Below are 17,123 nucleotides of genomic sequence, written 5' to 3'. Positions count from 1 at the left end.
GACGAAGCTTCCCCAGCCGGTCGTGGGATCACCGGCCAACCAGGCCCGCATCGCGGGCGTGGCGGCGCTGGTCCTGCTGATCACCGTGACCGCCACCGTCATCGCGGGCAGCCGCTTGAGCAGGCCGCTGCGGGAGCTGACCGACGCCGTACGCCTCATGGAAGAGGGGAAGGCCGCGCGAGTCACGGTGACGGGACGGGACGAGCTCTGCCGGCTCGCCGCGGCCTTCAACGCCATGTCAGAACGGCGAGAACGGCTGGAAGAGTTGCGCAAGGAGATGGTCAGTGACATCGCCCACGAGCTGCGGACCCCGCTGAGCAACATCCGGGGCTGGCTGGAGGCGACCGAGGACGGAGTGGTCGCCCCGGACCGGGAGCTGGTGTCGTCCCTGCTGGAGGAGGCCCTGCTGCTCCAGCACATCATCGACGACCTGCAGGACCTGGCGGTGGCCGACGCGGGCGAGCTGAGACTGCGCGAGGAGCCGGTCAACGTGGCCGACCTGCTCGTCCAGGTCGCCACCGCGCACCGTGGAGGCGCGGAGGCCGCCGGCGTCACCCTCACCACCCGGGCCGACGGCGAGCCGCGCCTGTTCGCCGACCCGGTACGGCTGCGCCAGGCGGTGGGCAACCTGGCGTCCAACGCCGTGCGGCACACCCCGCCGGACGGCACCGTCAGCCTGCTCGCCCGTCGCGAGGGCGACGACGTGGTGATCGACGTGACCGACACCGGCACCGGGATCGCCGCCGAGGACCTGCCCCTGATCTTCGAGCGGTTCTGGCGGGTGGAGAAGTCGCGCAGCAGGCGGACCGGAGGCAGCGGCCTCGGCCTGCCCATCGCCCGCAAGCTCGCCGAGGCCCACGGCGGCACGTTGCACGCGACCAGCGTCCTCGGCGAAGGCTCGACCTTCACGCTCCGGCTCCCCGCGGCGCGCTGAACCGGTCACCGGCCGCCCGGTTCCGACAGTCGAGGAGATCGTGCACGGCCCGACCGTCCGGCACGGGTGGAGATCGGCCGCTCGGCCGTGGAGTGGTTCGCGACGGTGGGACGTTCCCGGGGACATGCTCGTGGTCGCGGTCGAATGTCATGGAGCCGACACACCGGCGATTGATCGAACCGATCGGTATCATCTAACTCGCGTGAATCGCTCCCGGTCCAATAGGATAAGGGCATGGCTGCGAGGCGCGTGCTGACGTTTCCTGGTTCGCGGTTTCTTCTCATGGCGCTGATGGCGGGCTGTCTCGTGTTGGCGATGGTCAGCCACGAAGTTCCACTGCCGCGCGGGCTCGACCCGCTTCTCGCCTTTTTCCCCCTGCTGGTGGCCGTGGTTTCGCTGATTCGCGGCGCCCTTATCGATTGGGGCGCGACGGAACCGGCGCCGCGCGTACGCGATCGGTCGGTTCTGTGGCGCTCGGTTCCGCTGTGGTTGCTTTTCGCGGCGACGGCCGGCGCCGTGTGGATGACCGTCAGTTACGGCAATGTGCCGCGCCTCTGCACGAACGGCGGCACTTCGTGCGTGAAGGTGAGCACCTACGGTTACAGCTCGGCCGACGGTGTCTACGCCCGCCGGTATCCCTTCGACCAGCAAGGAGTCTCCGAGCCGGACCGGCCCTGGGTCACGATCAGCGAAGAGGCGTACGTGGCCGAGGTCGGCACCATTCTGCGCCAGTCGCTGAGCTTCGGCGCCCTTTGCCTCTTCTTCGCATTCGTGACCGGCGAAGCGATCCGCCTGGGACTGTGGCGGCGGCGGAAAAGGGATTTGTGGTGAGTTCGGGGTCCTCCATGCCGGGAACGGCATGGAGGACGCCCTCCTACGCCGGGAAATAGCCGAGTACGAACTCGGCCTTCACCGGGGACTCCGGCGGATTGGCTTCGCAGTCGGACTTGACGGAGAAGAAGTGGCTCTTCGTGTGCGGCACGTAACAGCGATAAGCCGCCTTCAGGCCGGGGCCCGGCTGCGTGTAGAGATATCCCTCGACTTTCAGCAGGACATTGTCGCCCGTGTCGCTCACCCGATTCTCGCAGTCGGTGAAATGCGACAGATACTGGTCACGCGGAGCCGAGCCGCTCATGCAACTGTAGACGGCCCGGGTGCCCGGCGCCTGCGTCACGAGAATCGGAATCCGGCCCTCTTCACGATATTTCGCGTTGGGCTTCGCCCCCGTCGTGCTCCAGTGCTTGCGCCCGTCGAAATACCGCACCAGCGGCACGGTGCGGGCCGCGGCGCTCGTGTCCGTGGCCGCGACGGCCTTGTCGAAACCGGGTACGGCTATGGCGAGCGCGGCCACGCCGACCGCCGCCAGCACCGCCTTCGTTCTTTCCAGGTTCATGAGGCCAGGACGCTAGCAGCGCCCTGCTTCATATCTGCTTCACCCAGACAGGCCGACGGGCGGCGACCAGGGAAGCCACGACGACAACGACGAGCGTGCTCCAGTACAGAAACCCACGAGCACCGGTCACCGGCAGGTCCTCGCCCAGGCAGACCAGGTCGGGAAGCAGGTAGACGGGCGCCGAGCGGCCGGCGCGATCCCGAGCGCCGCCCACGCCGGATGGTTGACCTGCGGCAGGACGGGCAGCTCCGCGAAGGTGAGACCCGCCACGATCAGCACGCCGAGATGCAGCCCGTCGGCCCGCGGCGGCACGCCGTACGCGCGAGTGGCCTGGGCGCGGACGGCGAATCCGCCGGCGAGGCGGCGGTAGCGCAGTTCGAGAACGTGATTCATTCGCTCGTCACCGCGTTCGGCAACAGGACATGTGCGGCGGCGCGCTGCATCCGAGCCGCCTGAGCGTGGGCGGCGCGGACGCCGTCGTCGGTGATCCGATGGTAGCGCCGCGGACGCCCGTTGACGGTCCAGCCCGACCCGGCCGGCTTCCGCGCCCGTGGCCGACCGGCACGGTGGGTTCGCTGCCGTAAGCCCACTGGGCAGTTATGATTAGCTCTTGACAAATTATCGCTAGTCCTCATCATTATTAACCGATGGTCGGCCGTCGATGAGGAGTGCGCATGCACGCGGTTGGGACACGACTCGATGCGGGTTCTCTCCGCGGCGGTCCGCGAAGACGGCGGGACGATCGGCTGGTCGGGTGGTTGTTCCTGCTGCCGGTGATCGTGGGTTTCGCGGTGTTCTACGCCTATCCCACGATCCGCGGCGTGTGGTATTCGGTCACGGACTACAGCCTGCTCAACGACCCGGCGTTCGTGGGCGCCGACAACTACCGCAAGCTCATCGGTGACGGCCAGTTCTGGAACGCGCTGAAGGTCACGGGCTACTACGTGCTCGTGAACATCACCGTGCAGACGGTGGTCGCGCTGGGGCTGGCGGCGTTGATGCACCGGCTGACCCGCTCGGTCGTGCTGCGTGCCACGCTGCTGGTGCCCTGGCTGGTGCCGAACGTGACGATCGGCCTGTTGTGGGCGTGGCTGCTCGATCCCGACCTCGGGTTCGTCAACCACCTCCTCGGCGTGGCCGGTCTCGACACGACCCTGTCGTTCAACTCCCCGACCTGGGCGATGCCCCTGGTGGCCCTGGTCAACAGCTGGGCCTATACCGGCTACACCGCGCTGCTCCTCTACGCCGGAATGCTGCAGATTCCGCAGCACCTGTACGAGGGCGCGGCGATCGACGGCGCGGGCGAGATCCGGATGTTCCGCTCGATCACCCTGCCGCTCCTGCGGCCGATCCTGGCCCTGGTGCTGGTGGTGTCGCTGATCGGCTCGTTCCAGATCTTCGACACCGTCGCGGTCGTCTACGGCGGCAAGGCGCCCATCCCCGAGACCCGCGTCATCTACTACTACATCTTCCAGCAGGCCTTCACCTACTTCCACATGGGATACGCCGCCGCCGTGGCGATGGTCCTCGTGGTCATCCTCGGCGTGCTGACGACCGTGCAGATGCGGATGCTGCGCGCGTCGAGCTCGGACCTGGGCTAAGGAGCCTTCGGATGTTCTCCGGAATGAAGATCGGCAGAGGCGTCACCTGGTTCGCCCTCATCGCCGCGGTCGTGCTCACCATCTTCCCCTTCTACTGGATGGTCCGTACGGCCCTCACCCCCGCGGCCGACCTCTACCGCGACTCGACGGCCCTGTGGCCCCAGAACCCCACACTGATCAACTTCACCCGGGTGCTGGGCCTGGTCAGCCCCGAAGAGGCGCGAGCCGCGGGCGGGTCCGGCGCGCAGATCGACTTCCTGCTGTACACGGTGAACTCGCTGATCTACAGCGGACTGATCGCCGTCGTGCAGACCTTCTGCTGTGCCATGGCCGGTTACGCCTTCGCCCGGCTGCGCTTCCCGGGCCGGGACCTGATGTTCGGCGTCATCGTCGCCGCGCTGATGGTGCCGCCGATCTTCACGCTCCTGCCGAACTTCGTGCTGGTCAAGCAGTTGGGAGTGCTGAACACCATCCCGGGCCTGGTCCTGCCCAGCCTGCTGATGACGCCGTTCGCGGTGTTCTTCCTGCGCCAGTTCTTCCTGTCCATCCCCGGGGACGTGGAGGAGGCCGCCACGCTCGAGGGCATCGGCCGGTGGGGCATGTTCTGGAAGATCGTGCTGCCCATGAGCCGTGGCCCGCTGATCACCATCGGGCTGACCACCGTCGTGTGGAGCTGGAAGGACTATCTGTGGCCGCTGCTGGTGGGCAAGGGCGAGAGCACCCGGGTCCTCACCGTCGGCCTGGGCGTGTTCCTCCAGCAGTCCCCGAACACGGCGCCGGACTGGACCGGGCTCATGGCCGGATCGGTGCTGTCCGTCCTCCCGGTGCTCCTGCTGCTCGTCTTCCTCGGCGGGCGGCTGGTGCAGTCCATGAACTTCTCCGGCATGAAATGACCGAGACCCGGCCGCCCAGGCCGGGTCTCGGCGCCCTACGAGATGGCGATCTTGTCGATGTCCGGGGCCCAGTCGCCCGGGTTGGCGATGGTGATGGTGTTGTCGCCGGCGGCGAGGGTGACGGTCACAGTGCGGACGCCCACGGTGTTCCAGTCGGCGGTGACCGGGAAGCCGACGGTGGCCGCCGTCCCGTTGTTCACTTTGACCGTCGCCGTACGGGCCACCGCCGACAGGTAGGAGATCGTCAGCGTACGGGCTCCGGCGCTGCTCGTACCGACGTTGTTGATGGTGAGGGTCGCACCGTTGCCGATGTAGCCGACCTTGGAGCCGCCCGAGCATCCCGAGCAGGACGCGACCACGGCGCCACCGCTCAGGGTGTTGGCCGGATGCTCCGCCTCCACCGTGGTCGTGGACGTCGTGGTGACGGTGAGGGGTGAGGAGGCGGCCGAGGAGTTGCCCGCGGCGTCACGGGCCCTGACCGTGTAGGTGTAGGAGGTGGCGGGCGAAAGGCCCGTGTCGGTGTAGGTGGTGGTGCCGGTCGTGCCCACCGGGGAGCCGTTGCGCAGCACCTGGTACGAGGTCACCGCGACGTTGTCGGTCGAGGCGTTCCACGCCAGGGTGGCCGAGGTGCTGGTGGCCGACGGCGAGGTCAGCCCGGCCGGCACGCTCGGCGCGACCTGGTCGCCGCCCGATCCCACGGCCATGGAGCCGAGCCCGAGCCACCCGTCGGCGTTCTGGGTGGCGTTGGCGAAGCGCAGTTTCCTGGCGTTGGCGCTGACGGCCTCCAGCGGGTTCTTCACCCGCATGACGAGCTGGTACGCGCCGCCCGCGACCCCGGACAGGTTGACGGTGGTCGCGAAATACTGGAGGTGACCGAAGTCACGGTAGGTGGGATCGGCGCCTACGTTCCAGTCGGGAAAGGCCCTGATCCTGCGGGGCATCACCGTACGCAGGTCCCAAGGGGTGTCCCACGACTTGACCACGCTGCCGGCGCTGTTCTTCAGACCCAGCGTCACCGTCCACGGGTAGTAGAACGGGGCCACGCCGTCGTTGCCGATCTGCACGCCGACCTTCGCGGTGCCGCTCGCGACGTCGTTGTAGTAGGCGTTGGTGACGCTGAGGTCGTAGCCCATGAGCCGGACGGCGGCCGCGACCTTGGGGTCGCCTGCGGCGTACCCGGAGCTCTGCTCGTTGATCATCCAGGTGGCGTGCTCCAGTTCGATGCAGGCCCTCATGTCGTCCACCTGGCCCGACCCGCCGGGCCAGTAGGAGAAGGCCTGGGACTGGATCTCGGGCCGGACCTCGCCGCCCATCGAATCAGTGATCCACTTGTTCTCCACGCCCTGGTCGAGTGCCCGCTGCAACTGGGAGTAGCCTGCGCCGCCGAGCGATTGGGGCAGGGTCACCCCGGCGAGCGGGCTGCCCTCGCGGTAGCAGAAGGAGTCGTCGTGGTAGCCGATGCGCAGGTTCCTGGCCCCGGAGCCGCCGGCGCCCGGATACCGGACTTCGAGCTTGGTCGTGTCGAAGGCGTTGTCGTACGCCTGCAGGATCTGCGCGCCGTGGGCGTCGGTCGGCATGTAATCGGGGTAGCCGTCGCCGGTGTCGGTGTCGTACGGCCAGGTGTGCCATTCGCCCCACAGGCCGACGATGCCGGTGTGGATGAAGCCGATGCGCGGGTCGCCGTCGTAGCGGGCGCCGAACGCGGCGATGAAGTTCTGGACGGCGGTGAGGAGGTAGGCGTTGTCGTAGTCGGGGCTGGTGGTGCCCCAGTAGGCGTTGTTCCGGTAGGTGACGTGACCGTCGAAGCAGCGGGGGATGGCGTTGGCCGGGTGGCTGCCGCTGCCGCCGGGATATTCCATGTAGAACCGCAGCGCGACCTGGTTGCCGTAGGACGCGCTCTCGTTGAGGGCGCTGTCGACCGGCGACCAGTCGTAGGAGCCGCAGTTGCCGGCGTTGGTCATGACCTCGGAGAGCCCGAAGTAGGTCCAGGTCAGCGAGTGGGGGTAGCCCTGGTTCTGGTCGCCGCCCGGGCTGTAGAAGCGGGCGAACCCCTTGAGCGGATTGTCCACCGGCCCGTCGGCCGCGGTGAGCGGGTGGACGGTCAGGGACGGGTCGGGTGTCGGGGGAGCCGCGGGCCTGGGGGGCGGACCTTGCGGGGCCGCCGCCGCGGGTAACGCCGGCGACAGTGCCAGCAGCAGTGTCAGCAGCGCCCCGGTGACGAGGGCGACGGCGGCGCGGCAGGACCGCGCCAGGAGGGGTCGCATGGGGTGGTGACCTCCATCGGTGGGGGATGGCCGGCGCGGGCTCAGGAGAGGCGAGTCCGGCCGAGGGTGAGCCAGCCGGGAACGGTGGTGTCCTGGCCGGCGTTGGCGAAGCGGAGCGGCATGCCGTTCCGCAGCGGGTTGGCGGCCCTCAGGACGAGCGTGTAGTCGCCCTTCCGCAGAGCGGTGGTGGGCCCGGTGGTGGGCCCGGTGGTGGGCCCGGTGGCGGGCCCGGTGGCGGGGCCAGAGGCGGGACCGGTGGCGGGACCGGAGATCGGCAGGGCGGTGGTGAGCTCGGCCGGGACGCCGGGCATGATGCCGGTCAGCCGCCACGACGTCGTCCAGGTCCTGGCGATCCGGCCGTCGCGGCCGACGGCGGCCACCTGGAGGGGCCAGTCGTAGGAGAACGGGGCGACGCCGTCGTTCTGGATCCGGACGGACAGGCGCCGGTGGCCGGTCTTCACCGCGGTGACCCGCAGCTCGTAGCCCAGTGACTTCGCGCCGGCCAGGGCCTTGTCGTAGGCGGCGCCCGTGTGGCCGGGGCTGAAGGCGTAGTGGTCGAGCAGCCAGGTGGCGTGGGTTTGGGTGACGCTCGTGTCGAAGTCCTTGTCCCCGTCGCCGGGGCAGTCCATCGGTGTGTTGAACAGACAGCCCTGCAGTTCGGGTCGCAGCTCGCCGGCGACGGTGTTGCTCTTCCACTTGTCGGTGGTCCCGGCCTGCCGCATGAGGTCCATGAAGTGCCAGCCGGGCCCGGGCAGGGTGGAGTAGGCGAAGGAGTCGTCGTGGTAGCCCATGTCGAGGGCCTTGTTGTCGGCGCCGGGGTAGCGGACCATGAGCCTGGTCTCGTCGAAGGCGGCGTCGTAGGCGTTCAGGACCCTGAGCTGCTCGGCCTGGGAGGCGAACCAGTTCTCCGTGCCGGGGTCCCCGTTGTGCGGCCAGGTGTGCCACTCGCCCCAGAAGCCCAGCAGGCCGAGCTGGACGAACCCCACGCGGGGGTCGCCGTCGTAGCGGTGGCCGAGCGCGGCGATGAAGCGGTCGAGCGCGGCGGCCAGGTTCGGGTCGTCGTAGTCGGGTGACACGCTCTGCCCGTTGTTGCCGAAGTCGTCGTACGGGTGCGTCACCAAGCCCTGGTCGAGCAGGAACCGCGGGATGCCGCTGGGCTTGCCCGGATAGTCCAGGTAGAAGCGGAACGCCGCCTGGTGGCCTCGGGCGGCGATCGCGTTGAGCTGCTCTTCCAGGGGCCGCCAGTCGAACCGGTGGGACCCGGTCATCACCGCGTTCAGGGGCAGGTAGAACCACTCCATCGAGTGCGGGAACGTCGTGTAGGCGCCCGCGTACGGGATGAAGCCCTCCAGCGGGTTGGCGTCCGGGGCCTGTGCCGCCTCCACGGGCCGCCAGCCCGGCTGCGCCGCCGCGGCCGGGCTCCGCGCCGGTAACGCCGCGACCGCGGTCAGGACGGCGACGGCCGCCATCCGGTTGATCCGCCTCATCGAAGCCTCCACTTATGAGCTAGCCTTGACAAATTTTCGATGAGCCACATCATTATTCGAGAGAACGAACAAGGCAAGAGGGAACTTTTCTGGCCCTCCGCCCCACCCCCCAGGAAGAGGCACCTCGATGATCAATAGGAAGCGTGCCGGCGCGGCGCTGCTGTGCGGGCTGCTGGCGGGCACCACGCTCACCGCGTGCGGGGGCTCCGCGCCCGGCGGCGACCCGGGGAGCGGCCCGGTCACCCTCGACTACTGGCTGTGGGACGACAACCAGCAGACCTCCTACCAGGCCTGCGCCGACGCCTTCCACGCCGCGAACCCGAACGTCACCGTCAAGATCACGCAGACGGCCTGGGCCCAGTACTGGCAGAACCTGACCACCCAGCTCGCCGCCGGCCAGGCCCCGGACGTGTGGACCAACCAGGTGTCCTACTATCCGCAGTTCGTCTCCAGCCAGCAGATCCTCGACATCCAGCCCTACGTCGACGCCGACAAGGTCGACCTGAGCCAGTACCAGGACGGGCTGGCGGAGCTGTGGACCAAGGACGGCAAGCGGTACGGGCTGCCCAAGGACTGGGACACCGAGGCGGTCGTCTACAACAGCGGCATGCTCGACAAGGCCGGCCTCAAGGCCGCCGACCTGGCCGACCTCACCTGGAACCCCACCGATGGCGGCAGCTTCGAGCAGGTCATCGCCAAGCTCACCGTCGACGACAAGGGCCGCGACGGCCTGGACCCGGACTTCGACAAGGATCACGTCGCCGTCTACGGCTACCAGCCGGAGTGGAACGACGGCTCGCAGGGCCAGAACGGCTGGGGCGAGCTGGCCGCCGCGAACGGCTTCACCTACCTGGACAAGAACCCGTGGGGCACCCGGTTCAAGTACGACGACCCCAAACTGATCGAGACCATCGGCTGGTACAAGGCGCTCACCGACAAGGGGTACGCGCCCAAGTTCGACAAGCAGTCGACGCTCGGCATCGACGCGGTGATGGGCGCGGGCAAGGCCGCGCTGACGATCGCGGGCTCCTGGACCATCAACACCTATCTGGGCGAGGACGCCAAGCAGAAGTTCGCACTCGCGCCCCTGCCCGTCGGCCCGGTCGGCGCCCGCAAGAGCGCCATCAACGGCCTGTCGGACGCGATCTGGGCGGGCACCGAGAACAAGGACGCCGCCTGGAAGTGGGTGAAGTACCTCGGATCGGCCGCCTGCCAGGACGTGGTCGGCGGCAACGCCGTGGTCTTCCCCGCGATCAAGACCTCGAGCGAGAAGGCGCTGGCCGCGCACAAGGCCAAGGGCCGTGACGTGCAGGTGTACGTCGACTACACCAAGACGCCGGGCGGCACGTTCCTGCTGCCGATCACCGAGCACGGCACCGAGATCAGCCAGATCGTGCAGGACGCCCTGCAGTCGGTCATTCTCGGCCAGTCCGCCCCCGCCGAGGCGCTGACGAAGGCCAACCAGGAGGTCAACGGCCTGTTCGGCTGACCGTTCCATCCTCTGCCACCTTCGGCGGGATCCACGCTGGGCCTCCCGCCGGACGGTCACTGCTGCTCGAAGGAGAACCATGCCCCTGCTCGTCGACCTGGCCGGCCGCGACTTCGCGGTCGAACTCACCGGATCCGAGCCCCCCAAGCCCGTCGCCGGCGGTCTGGTCCTGCCACCAGGCCGGGTCGCGATCCTGCACGGCCTGGGCGACGCCCTGTTCTACCGCCACGGCCAGAATTCCTGGAGCCCCTGCGGATGGCGCCGCCTCAGCGAGCCCCCTCTGCGGATCGCCGCTCCCGAGCGCCGCCTGACCGCCGACGACACCGTCTGGGACGATCCGGCCCGCCACCACTCCTCGGCGGTGGCCGCCGTGCAGGGCGCCGACGGCCGGGTGCTGCTGCTGGGCTCGCTCGGGCTGGGCACCCCCCGCCTGGCCGCCGACCACGACACGCTCGCCGGCTGGTGCGAGGACGTCGGAGCCCCCTGGTTCCTCGCGTACGGGCCCGAGCGGGAGGTCTTCGCGCACTACGCCGCGCAACTGGCCGAGCGGCTGGGCAGCAGCGACCGGCGCGCCGGCAACGTGTGGTGCACCTGGTACGCCTACTACGAGGGCATCACCGAAGAGGTGCTGAACAAGGACATCGCCGCACTGGCCGGCCTGCGGTTCGACGTCGTCCAGATCGACGACGGCTGGGAGCGGGCCGTCGGCGACTGGCGGCCCAACGACAAGTTCCCCTCCGGCATGCGGGCCCTGACCGACCGGATCACCGCCGCCGGGATGAGCCCGGGCCTGTGGCTCGCGCCCTTCATCGTGCTGCCCGATTCGGCGACGGCCCGCGAACATCCCGAGTACCTGCTGCGCGACGCCGGCGGTGAGCCGGTCGTCGCCGGCCACAACTGGGGCACCGGCTACTGGGCGCTGGACCTCACCCACCCCGGCGTCCAGGAGCACCTCACCGACCTGATCCACCGCGTGGTCCACGAATGGGGCTTCACCTACCTCAAGATCGACTTCATCAACGCCGGCGCCGTCCCCGGCGTCCGGCACTCCGGCGCGCCGCGCGAGCAGGCCTACCGGGACGGGCTCGCCCTGATCCGGCGCGTCGCGGGCCCGGAGGTCTACCTGCTCGCCAGCGGTGGGCTGCTGCTGCCCTCGCTCGGGCTCGTCGACGGGATGCGCAGCGGCCCCGACGTCGCCCCGCTGTGGACCAACTACGCCACCGACGATCCCTCGGACGCGATGGCGTACAACGCCGTGGTGAACACGCTGCACCGGCTGTGGCAGTCGCCGCTCCTCCAGGTCGACCCCGACATCGTCTACTTCCGCAGCCGCCTCAACCTGCTCACCGAGACCCAGATGGGCTGGCTGCACGACCTGGCCGCGATCTGCGGCTTCAAGGCCGTCTCCGACCCGCCGTCCTGGCTCAGCTCGGACGAGTTCGAGCACATGGCCGCCTACCTCGCCGAACAGCCCGAGATCACGCAGGAAGGCCGGTACGGCTTCACCATCGACGGCCGTACCGTGGACTTCACGGCCGCGCTCGGCCCGGGGCAGCAGTACCCGATCTCGTGAAGGGGCCGCTAGAATTTCGCTTTAACGAAGCATAATTGGGGGGTAGTGGTGCCCGAGGCGGCCGGAGCCGACGTCAGCAAGCTCCGCGAGCTCAACTCGCTGAGCATCGTCCGGGCGATGCGGGGTCAACCGCCCGCCACCGTCACCGAGCTCGCCGCCCGCACCGGCCTGTCCCGGCCCGGGGCCGACGTCGTGGTCCGCGGGCTGGTCGCCGACGGCTGGGTGAAGGTCGTCGAACCCGACGGCAGCAGCGTCGGCCGGCCCGCCCGCCGCTACCACTTCAACGCCGCCGCCGGACACGTGCTCGGCGTCGACGTCGGCGGCCACAAGATACTCGTCCTGCTCGCCGACCTCGAAGGACGGGTCCTGCACAGCCATCGGCTGCCGGTCGAGCCCGACGCCGACCCGGCCGCGCGGCTCGAGGCCGTCGACACCGCCCTCTCCCAGTGCCTGACGGCGGCCGGGATGCGGCCCGACCAGATCTGGGCGGTGACGGTCGGGGTGACCGGCCCTGTCGACGCGACCGGTCGTACCACCCTGTTCACCCCGCTGCCCGGCTGGGCGAGCGTCTCTCCCAGCGAGCACCTCGCGGCCCGGTTCGGCTGCCCGATCCTGGTCGAGAACGACTGCAAGCTCGCCGCCGTCGCCGAACGCTGGCAGGGCGCCGCACAGGACGCCGACGACATCGTCTACCTGCTGGCGGGCATGCGCACGGGCGCCGGCCTCATCCTCGACGGCAACCTGCGGCGCGGCTACGGGGGAGCGGCCGGCGAGATAGGCGCGCTCAAGGCGGTCCGCTGGCTCACGGCCCCCTCACACATCGAGAACTGCCCGGGGGCCCCGGAGAACATCCACCCGAACGACAAGGCCGCCTGGGTCTTCGAACGCGCCCGCGAAGGCGACCGCCACGCGCGCACCGCGCTCCGCCGCTACGTCAAGGACCTGGCCGTGGGCGCCGCGGCCCTCGTGCTGACCCTCGATCCGCAGGTCGTCATCCTCGGCGGCGGCTACTCCCGCTCCGCCGACCTCCTCATCGATCCCCTTGAGCAGGAGCTGGGCCGGCTCTGCCTGCGCGTCCCCGAGATCCGGGCCTCCGATCTCGGCGCGGACAGCGTCGCCCTCGGCGCGCTGCGCGTCGCCCTCGACCAGGTCGACGCGCGGCTGTTCACCGACGGGATGCCGGCCCCGCTCACCGTCCCTTCATGACCAGACCTCAGCCGGCGGCGGCCGCAGGGCAGAACACCGACTTGAGGGCCTGGTCGACGCGCATCCCCACAGCGCCGCGCTCGGCATCGTCCGCGGCCACCGTCACGGAGACCGCGAACTGCAGCTTCCCGTCAGGAGAGGTGTAGGTCACGGCGACGAAACCGGGAGCGCTGCCGCCGCGCGGCTGGAAGCTGGGGTTGCCCTCGCACAGGCCGCCCTTCGGCGGCGGCTGCTGGCCGGGCGCCGGGTCGGTGATGAGTTTGCGCAGGGAGTCCGGCAGCAGCCTGCCCTGGGTGAACGCGCGTTCGAAGGCGCTGACGTCGTGCGCGGTGGAGATCACGCCACCGGCGCCCAGCATGGTGGTGGCGTTGAGCTTGTCGACGTCGAGCAGCTTGCCCGTCTCATCCTCCCTGTAGCCGTGCCCATGCGGGCCCTTGATCCCCTCGGCGGCCTTGACCGGCAGGTAGGTGTCGCGCATGCCCAGCGGGGTGAAGATCCTCTTCTTGAGCTCGGCCGCCAGCGAACGCCCGGTCAGCTTCTCGATGATCATGCCGACCAGGATGTAGTTGGTGTTGGAGTAGTTGAAGGTCCCGATCTCCGACGGCCGCTGCCGCTTGCGGGAGGCGGCCAGCAGGTCGACGGGGCGGTACGTGACCGTGGAGTCGAGCGGGTCGATGTCGGGGGTGAGGAAGTCGGGGATGCCCGAGGTCTGCTGGATCAGGTCGCGTACCGTGATCTCGTCGGCGCGTTCCACGAGATCCTGCTCCGCCGTCTCGGGGAGCAGCGTGCCGAGCTTGTCGTCCAGCTTCAGCCTGCCGCTCCGCACGAGTTGCAGGGCCGCGGTGGCGGTCATGTTCTTGCTCTGTGACCCGATCCGGTAGCGGGCGGTGGAGGGGATCGCGCCGCCCCGGCCGTCGAGCAGCCGGGATCCGGCCGACCCCTTCCCGGCCCGCCTGCCGTTCACGTACACCTCACCGATGGCGCCCACCACGTGGCCTGCCTTCACCAAGGCCTCCATCGCCTTCTGCACGTCCCCCAGCTTGACGGAGGCGTCGCCCGTCGCCGCGATGGCGGGCGCGGACACGCTCAGAGCCAGCGCCGCGCATCCCGCCGAGACGACGCGGGTGAGTGCCGATTGACGCGAAACCATGAATGACTTCTCCTAGAAGGCCGAAGCTCCGATGTGACGCTCCAGTCCTAGTCAGGAGGCCGTTTCCGCGGCGTTTCCATCGCACCGGAACGAGCCGGGCCCTGGCCGCGCCGCGGGTGACGTCTTCAGGCGGCGGCGTAGATGAGCGCGCCCGCGCGTTCGAAGGGGACGACCTTGCCGTTGAGCATCACCTGGGTGGCGTCCGGCGCCGCGATCGCGATGGCCTTGGCCGGGTCGGTGCTCGCGGTCAGCCCGCTGCCGGCGATGCGTACGGTGCCGTCCCCGCCGAAGGTGACGGCCAGGTCCTTGACCGCGGCCGGCGCCTTGACCAGAGTCGCGCCGGCACGTTCGACCGACGAGCCGTCGACCATCACGATCGATGCGGCGTCGGCGTAGAGCAGCTTGCCGTCGAAGGTGTAGGGCCCGAACGCGCGCGGCGCCTTCGTGGTCCAGGACTTGTAGTAGACCCCCGCGCCGCCGCTCAGGCTGAGGGCGGTCGCCTCGTACGACGGGAGGGCGCCCACGGGGAGCCGTTCCACCGTCACCGAGGTGTCGGCCGCGCTCTTGGACGGCAGCAGGAGGGTGTCGAAGGTCTGCTGGCCGGTGTCCGTCTTGACGTAGGAGGCGTACTTCGCGTTCTCCACCGAGTAGAAGCGCGGCGCGTAGTAGCCGTCGCGCAGGGTGGAGGCGACCTCGGCCGGGTCGGCGGGGACGATCGTGAGGTTCGCGCCCGTCGCGAAGGCGGTGGTCGTGGCTTTCGTCCCGGAACGGATCGAGGGATGGGCGTCCGCGGCGAAGTGCCAGTTCTGCTCGTAGCGGTGCTCGGCGTCGTTGACCGGCTTGAGCCGGTCGGAGACCACCCACAGGCCCGAGTGCAGCGACAGGACGGATCGCTCGTGGCGGACACCGGCGGAGCCCTCGGTGTTCGCGCCGATCAGGTCGAAGGCGGGGTTGGCGATCAGGTGCGAGATCCCGCCGGCCGCGGTCGAGGTCTGCGGCCGGTCGTCGATCTCGATCGTGCTGTGCGCCTCCGTGGTGAGCCGCAGCCACTTCGCGCTGCCGTCCGTGCTGTAGGTGAAGGTGCCCATGTCGGGCAGGAGCGGCCGGCCGTAGGCGTACGCGGTGATCGCCAGCTCGTCCGGGTGGCCGTGGTTGCCGCGGTCGGCGTTGATCCGGAGGTGGGAGGCGTCGGCGGTCCAGCCGGAGCGGGAGACCGCGACCCGGGTGTCCGGGTAGAGGACGGAGGTGTGCGCCGGCTTCTCGCCCGACCTGCCGGAGGTGCCGACATGGAGGAGCTCGGGGTCGTCGAGCAGCTCGCCCAGCTCCACGAGGGTGCCGCGCAGGTCGAGGGAGTCGCTGTCGCCGTACGCCGGGCCGTACCCGCTGGGATAGCTCTGGTCCATGAGGAAGCGGGCCAACCGCCGCAGCTTGGCGCTGGCGGTGAACGCGATGCCGTTGCGCCGCATGTAGCCGACGACGTCCGCGTACTGCCTCAGGTAGCCCCGCAGATAGGCGTCCGTGGACTCCTTGTAGCCGCCGTCGGCGTAGGTCGAGTCGTCGAGCTGGGCCGACAGGAAGCCGGCGGCGTTGGTCCGCCACGCAGGCGCGACGCGGAACTCCGGGAAGTAGACGGAGGCGTGCAGCAGCGTGATCTTCTGTGACTGCATCTTGTTGGGCGTGCCGTTGACGTTCACCTGGAGGTACAGGCCGGCCCGGTTCATCGTCTTGAGGATCGCGGTGTTGGCCTCGGGGGTCAGCGACGGGCTCCTGCGCAGGATCTCGTAGGCCGCGATCCAGTTGTGCAGGCGGCGCGCGGCGTGCAGGTTACCCGGGTAGGAACCGGCGCCCTGGTCGGCGTCGTAGCCGTCGGCGTCCTTGATGAAGTCGGTCATCAGGCCGATGAGCGTGCGGGCGTGCTGCTCGTTGCCGGTCTTCTGGTATTCCAGGGCCAGCGGGCCGGCGAAGTAGAAGCGGGGAAGCTGGTAGAGGTACTCGTTGTCGGCGCCGGCGGGCAGCTTCCAGTTGAAGCCGCCGGGGTCGCCCTGCCAGGAGAAGGTGTTCTGCACGGTGGTGGACCAGGTGCGGGTGGCCTCGTCGAAGGTCTCGGCGTTGCCGTACAGCATGAGGTCCTTCGCGGTGTCGGCCGCGCCGGTCAGCGTCAGCTCCGCCTTCCGCACGTCCGTGACGCCGGCGAGGTCGAACCGGAGGTACGCCTTGCGCGTCTCGTCGGTGAACGGCCCCACGCCCTGGTCGCTGACCTGCATGTAGTACTTGGCGCCGTACACGCCGCTCGGGTGGGCCGCCCAGATGTAGGTGTCGTGCGCGGGGTGAAGGGTTTTGACCGAGCCGTCGGCCAGGGTCAGGCGGAGGGTGGGCTTGCCCGATCCCTTGCTCCTGCTGTTGACGAGAGCGATGACCGCGTCCTTGTACCGGCTCATCAGGAAGAACCCGGGCTTGCCGCTCTTGACGCTGCTCGTGACGTCGGCGGTGACCGTTTTCTCCCCCGGGCCGAACGTCAGCGTCTTGATGTAGACCTCGCCCGATCCCAGCGTCCAGATGTGGCTGGGGGTCAGCTCGAGTGCGCCCGGCCAGGTCGTGTGCGAGAAGCCGCCGGCCTCGATGGCCGGGCGCGCGCGGTAGTAGTCCAGCAGTCGCTGCTTGGCCAGCGCGTAGTCGCCCGCCTTCACCGCGATCTCCACGGGCTTCAGGCCCGTGTGCGCGTAGTTCAGCCGCGGCCCGACCGTCCAGGCACCGGCGCTCCAGCGGCCGAAGAAGCCCGCGTCGGACAGCGCGGCCGCGGCGGCCGGAGGGGTCGGCACCAGGAACGCGGCGATCAGAAGCAGGACGGCGAGCCGCCGCGACGAGGGAGACATGCGCGCCACGGTAGGGGCGCGCGGTATGTCCGCGGTATGCCGGACGCGGGAGGCCAGGTGGAGAGAATGATCTGCCGGGCGTGAATACGAGCGCACCGAACTGATCTTCGAGCCCGGAACCTACCGCTTCCTCGGCTGGCGGCACATGTCCGAGCCACCCGGCGCTGAGCCGCAAGGCGCTGCCGGCGCAGTGGTGGAAACCAAGATCGTCAACGCCATGCCGAAGATCCCGGCCGGCACTCCCGAAGCGGTGACCTGCT

At 69.6% G+C, this 17,123-nt stretch carries 13 protein-coding genes; 7 read left to right on the top strand and 6 right to left on the bottom strand.

The window, feature by feature from the left end:
• The first annotated feature begins 22 nt into the window (after positions 1-22).
• Both AB0I15_RS40965 and AB0I15_RS40960 read left to right on the top strand, forming a co-directional pair.
• The gene (locus AB0I15_RS40965) at positions 23-934 is read left to right on the top strand and encodes a HAMP domain-containing sensor histidine kinase (protein ID WP_358108476.1); all 912 of its coding nucleotides are present in this window, start codon (positions 23-25) and stop codon (positions 932-934) included.
• A 234-nt stretch (positions 935-1,168) separates the two neighbouring features.
• Positions 1,169-1,765: a hypothetical protein gene (locus AB0I15_RS40960; RefSeq protein WP_358108474.1), complete on the top strand. Its 597-nt coding sequence runs from the start codon at positions 1,169-1,171 to the stop codon at positions 1,763-1,765.
• Positions 1,766-1,808: 43 nt separating this feature from the next.
• Here AB0I15_RS40960 and AB0I15_RS40955 read toward each other — a convergent pair whose 3' ends face one another.
• Together AB0I15_RS40955 and AB0I15_RS40950 are read right to left on the bottom strand one after the other, a co-directional pair.
• Complete coding sequence (locus tag AB0I15_RS40955) at positions 1,809-2,327, bottom strand: hypothetical protein (protein WP_358108472.1); 519 nt, start codon at positions 2,325-2,327, stop codon at positions 1,809-1,811.
• Positions 2,328-2,453: 126 nt separating this feature from the next.
• The gene (locus tag AB0I15_RS40950) at positions 2,454-2,720 is read right to left on the bottom strand and encodes a hypothetical protein (protein WP_358108470.1); all 267 of its coding nucleotides are present in this window, start codon (positions 2,718-2,720) and stop codon (positions 2,454-2,456) included.
• Between the two features lie 281 nt (positions 2,721-3,001).
• Here AB0I15_RS40950 and AB0I15_RS40945 point away from each other — a divergent pair, with 281 nt between their 5' ends.
• The gene (locus tag AB0I15_RS40945; protein WP_358108467.1) at positions 3,002-3,928 is read left to right on the top strand and encodes a sugar ABC transporter permease; all 927 of its coding nucleotides are present in this window, start codon (positions 3,002-3,004) and stop codon (positions 3,926-3,928) included.
• A gap of 11 nt (positions 3,929-3,939) precedes the next feature.
• A complete protein-coding gene (locus AB0I15_RS40940; RefSeq protein WP_358108464.1) occupies positions 3,940-4,821 on the top strand; it encodes a carbohydrate ABC transporter permease in 882 nt (293 codons plus the stop codon).
• 35 nt (positions 4,822-4,856) lie between these two features.
• On the opposite strand, the gene AB0I15_RS40935 is transcribed toward AB0I15_RS40940, so the two are convergent.
• On the bottom strand, positions 4,857-7,085 hold the full coding sequence (locus AB0I15_RS40935; RefSeq protein WP_358108461.1) for a DUF4832 domain-containing protein: 2,229 nt from the start codon (positions 7,083-7,085) through the stop codon (positions 4,857-4,859).
• A gap of 41 nt (positions 7,086-7,126) precedes the next feature.
• Positions 7,127-8,572, bottom strand: a complete 1,446-nt coding sequence (locus AB0I15_RS40930) for a hypothetical protein (protein WP_358108458.1) — start codon at positions 8,570-8,572, stop codon at positions 7,127-7,129.
• Between the two features lie 127 nt (positions 8,573-8,699).
• On the opposite strand from AB0I15_RS40930, the gene AB0I15_RS40925 reads away from it, so the two are divergent.
• From AB0I15_RS40925 to AB0I15_RS40915, 3 genes are all read left to right on the top strand, one after another.
• Positions 8,700-10,061, top strand: coding sequence for a sugar ABC transporter substrate-binding protein (locus tag AB0I15_RS40925; protein ID WP_358108455.1), 1,362 nt, complete (start codon positions 8,700-8,702; stop codon positions 10,059-10,061).
• 79 nt (positions 10,062-10,140) lie between these two features.
• Entirely contained in the window at positions 10,141-11,634 is a 1,494-nt protein-coding gene (locus AB0I15_RS40920; RefSeq protein WP_358108452.1) for a glycoside hydrolase family 36 protein, read from the top strand.
• A gap of 48 nt (positions 11,635-11,682) precedes the next feature.
• The gene (locus AB0I15_RS40915) at positions 11,683-12,840 is read left to right on the top strand and encodes an ROK family transcriptional regulator (RefSeq protein ID WP_358108449.1); all 1,158 of its coding nucleotides are present in this window, start codon (positions 11,683-11,685) and stop codon (positions 12,838-12,840) included.
• Between the two features lie 7 nt (positions 12,841-12,847).
• On the opposite strand, the gene AB0I15_RS40910 is transcribed toward AB0I15_RS40915, so the two are convergent.
• The gene (locus tag AB0I15_RS40910) at positions 12,848-13,990 is read right to left on the bottom strand and encodes a serine hydrolase domain-containing protein (RefSeq protein ID WP_358108445.1); all 1,143 of its coding nucleotides are present in this window, start codon (positions 13,988-13,990) and stop codon (positions 12,848-12,850) included.
• A gap of 125 nt (positions 13,991-14,115) precedes the next feature.
• The gene (locus tag AB0I15_RS40905; protein WP_358108441.1) at positions 14,116-16,863 is read right to left on the bottom strand and encodes a heparinase II/III family protein; all 2,748 of its coding nucleotides are present in this window, start codon (positions 16,861-16,863) and stop codon (positions 14,116-14,118) included.
• Positions 16,864-17,123 lie beyond the last annotated feature (260 nt).

This window comes from Nonomuraea sp. NPDC050643 (assembly GCF_040654715.1).
GTDB lineage: Bacteria > Actinomycetota > Actinomycetes > Streptosporangiales > Streptosporangiaceae > Nonomuraea.
This window is presented reverse-complemented; position numbering and strand designations above follow the sequence as displayed.

What these genes read in the sequence shown, in the direction of transcription:
- AB0I15_RS40905 (WP_358108441.1), bottom strand. Translation starts at nt 16,863, where the DNA reads ATGTCTCCCTCGTCGCGGCGGCTCGCCGTCCTGCTTCTGATCGCCGCG.
- AB0I15_RS40955 (WP_358108472.1), bottom strand. Translation starts at nt 2,327, where the DNA reads ATGAACCTGGAAAGAACGAAGGCGGTGCTGGCGGCGGTCGGCGTGGCC.
- AB0I15_RS40925 (WP_358108455.1), top strand. Translation starts at nt 8,700, where the DNA reads ATGATCAATAGGAAGCGTGCCGGCGCGGCGCTGCTGTGCGGGCTGCTG.
- AB0I15_RS40945 (WP_358108467.1), top strand. Translation starts at nt 3,002, where the DNA reads ATGCACGCGGTTGGGACACGACTCGATGCGGGTTCTCTCCGCGGCGGT.
- AB0I15_RS40950 (WP_358108470.1), bottom strand. Translation starts at nt 2,720, where the DNA reads ATGAATCACGTTCTCGAACTGCGCTACCGCCGCCTCGCCGGCGGATTC.
- AB0I15_RS40935 (WP_358108461.1), bottom strand. Translation starts at nt 7,085, where the DNA reads ATGCGACCCCTCCTGGCGCGGTCCTGCCGCGCCGCCGTCGCCCTCGTC.
- AB0I15_RS40940 (WP_358108464.1), top strand. Translation starts at nt 3,940, where the DNA reads ATGTTCTCCGGAATGAAGATCGGCAGAGGCGTCACCTGGTTCGCCCTC.
- AB0I15_RS40930 (WP_358108458.1), bottom strand. Translation starts at nt 8,572, where the DNA reads ATGAGGCGGATCAACCGGATGGCGGCCGTCGCCGTCCTGACCGCGGTC.
- AB0I15_RS40910 (WP_358108445.1), bottom strand. Translation starts at nt 13,990, where the DNA reads ATGGTTTCGCGTCAATCGGCACTCACCCGCGTCGTCTCGGCGGGATGC.
- AB0I15_RS40960 (WP_358108474.1), top strand. Translation starts at nt 1,169, where the DNA reads ATGGCTGCGAGGCGCGTGCTGACGTTTCCTGGTTCGCGGTTTCTTCTC.
- AB0I15_RS40920 (WP_358108452.1), top strand. Translation starts at nt 10,141, where the DNA reads ATGCCCCTGCTCGTCGACCTGGCCGGCCGCGACTTCGCGGTCGAACTC.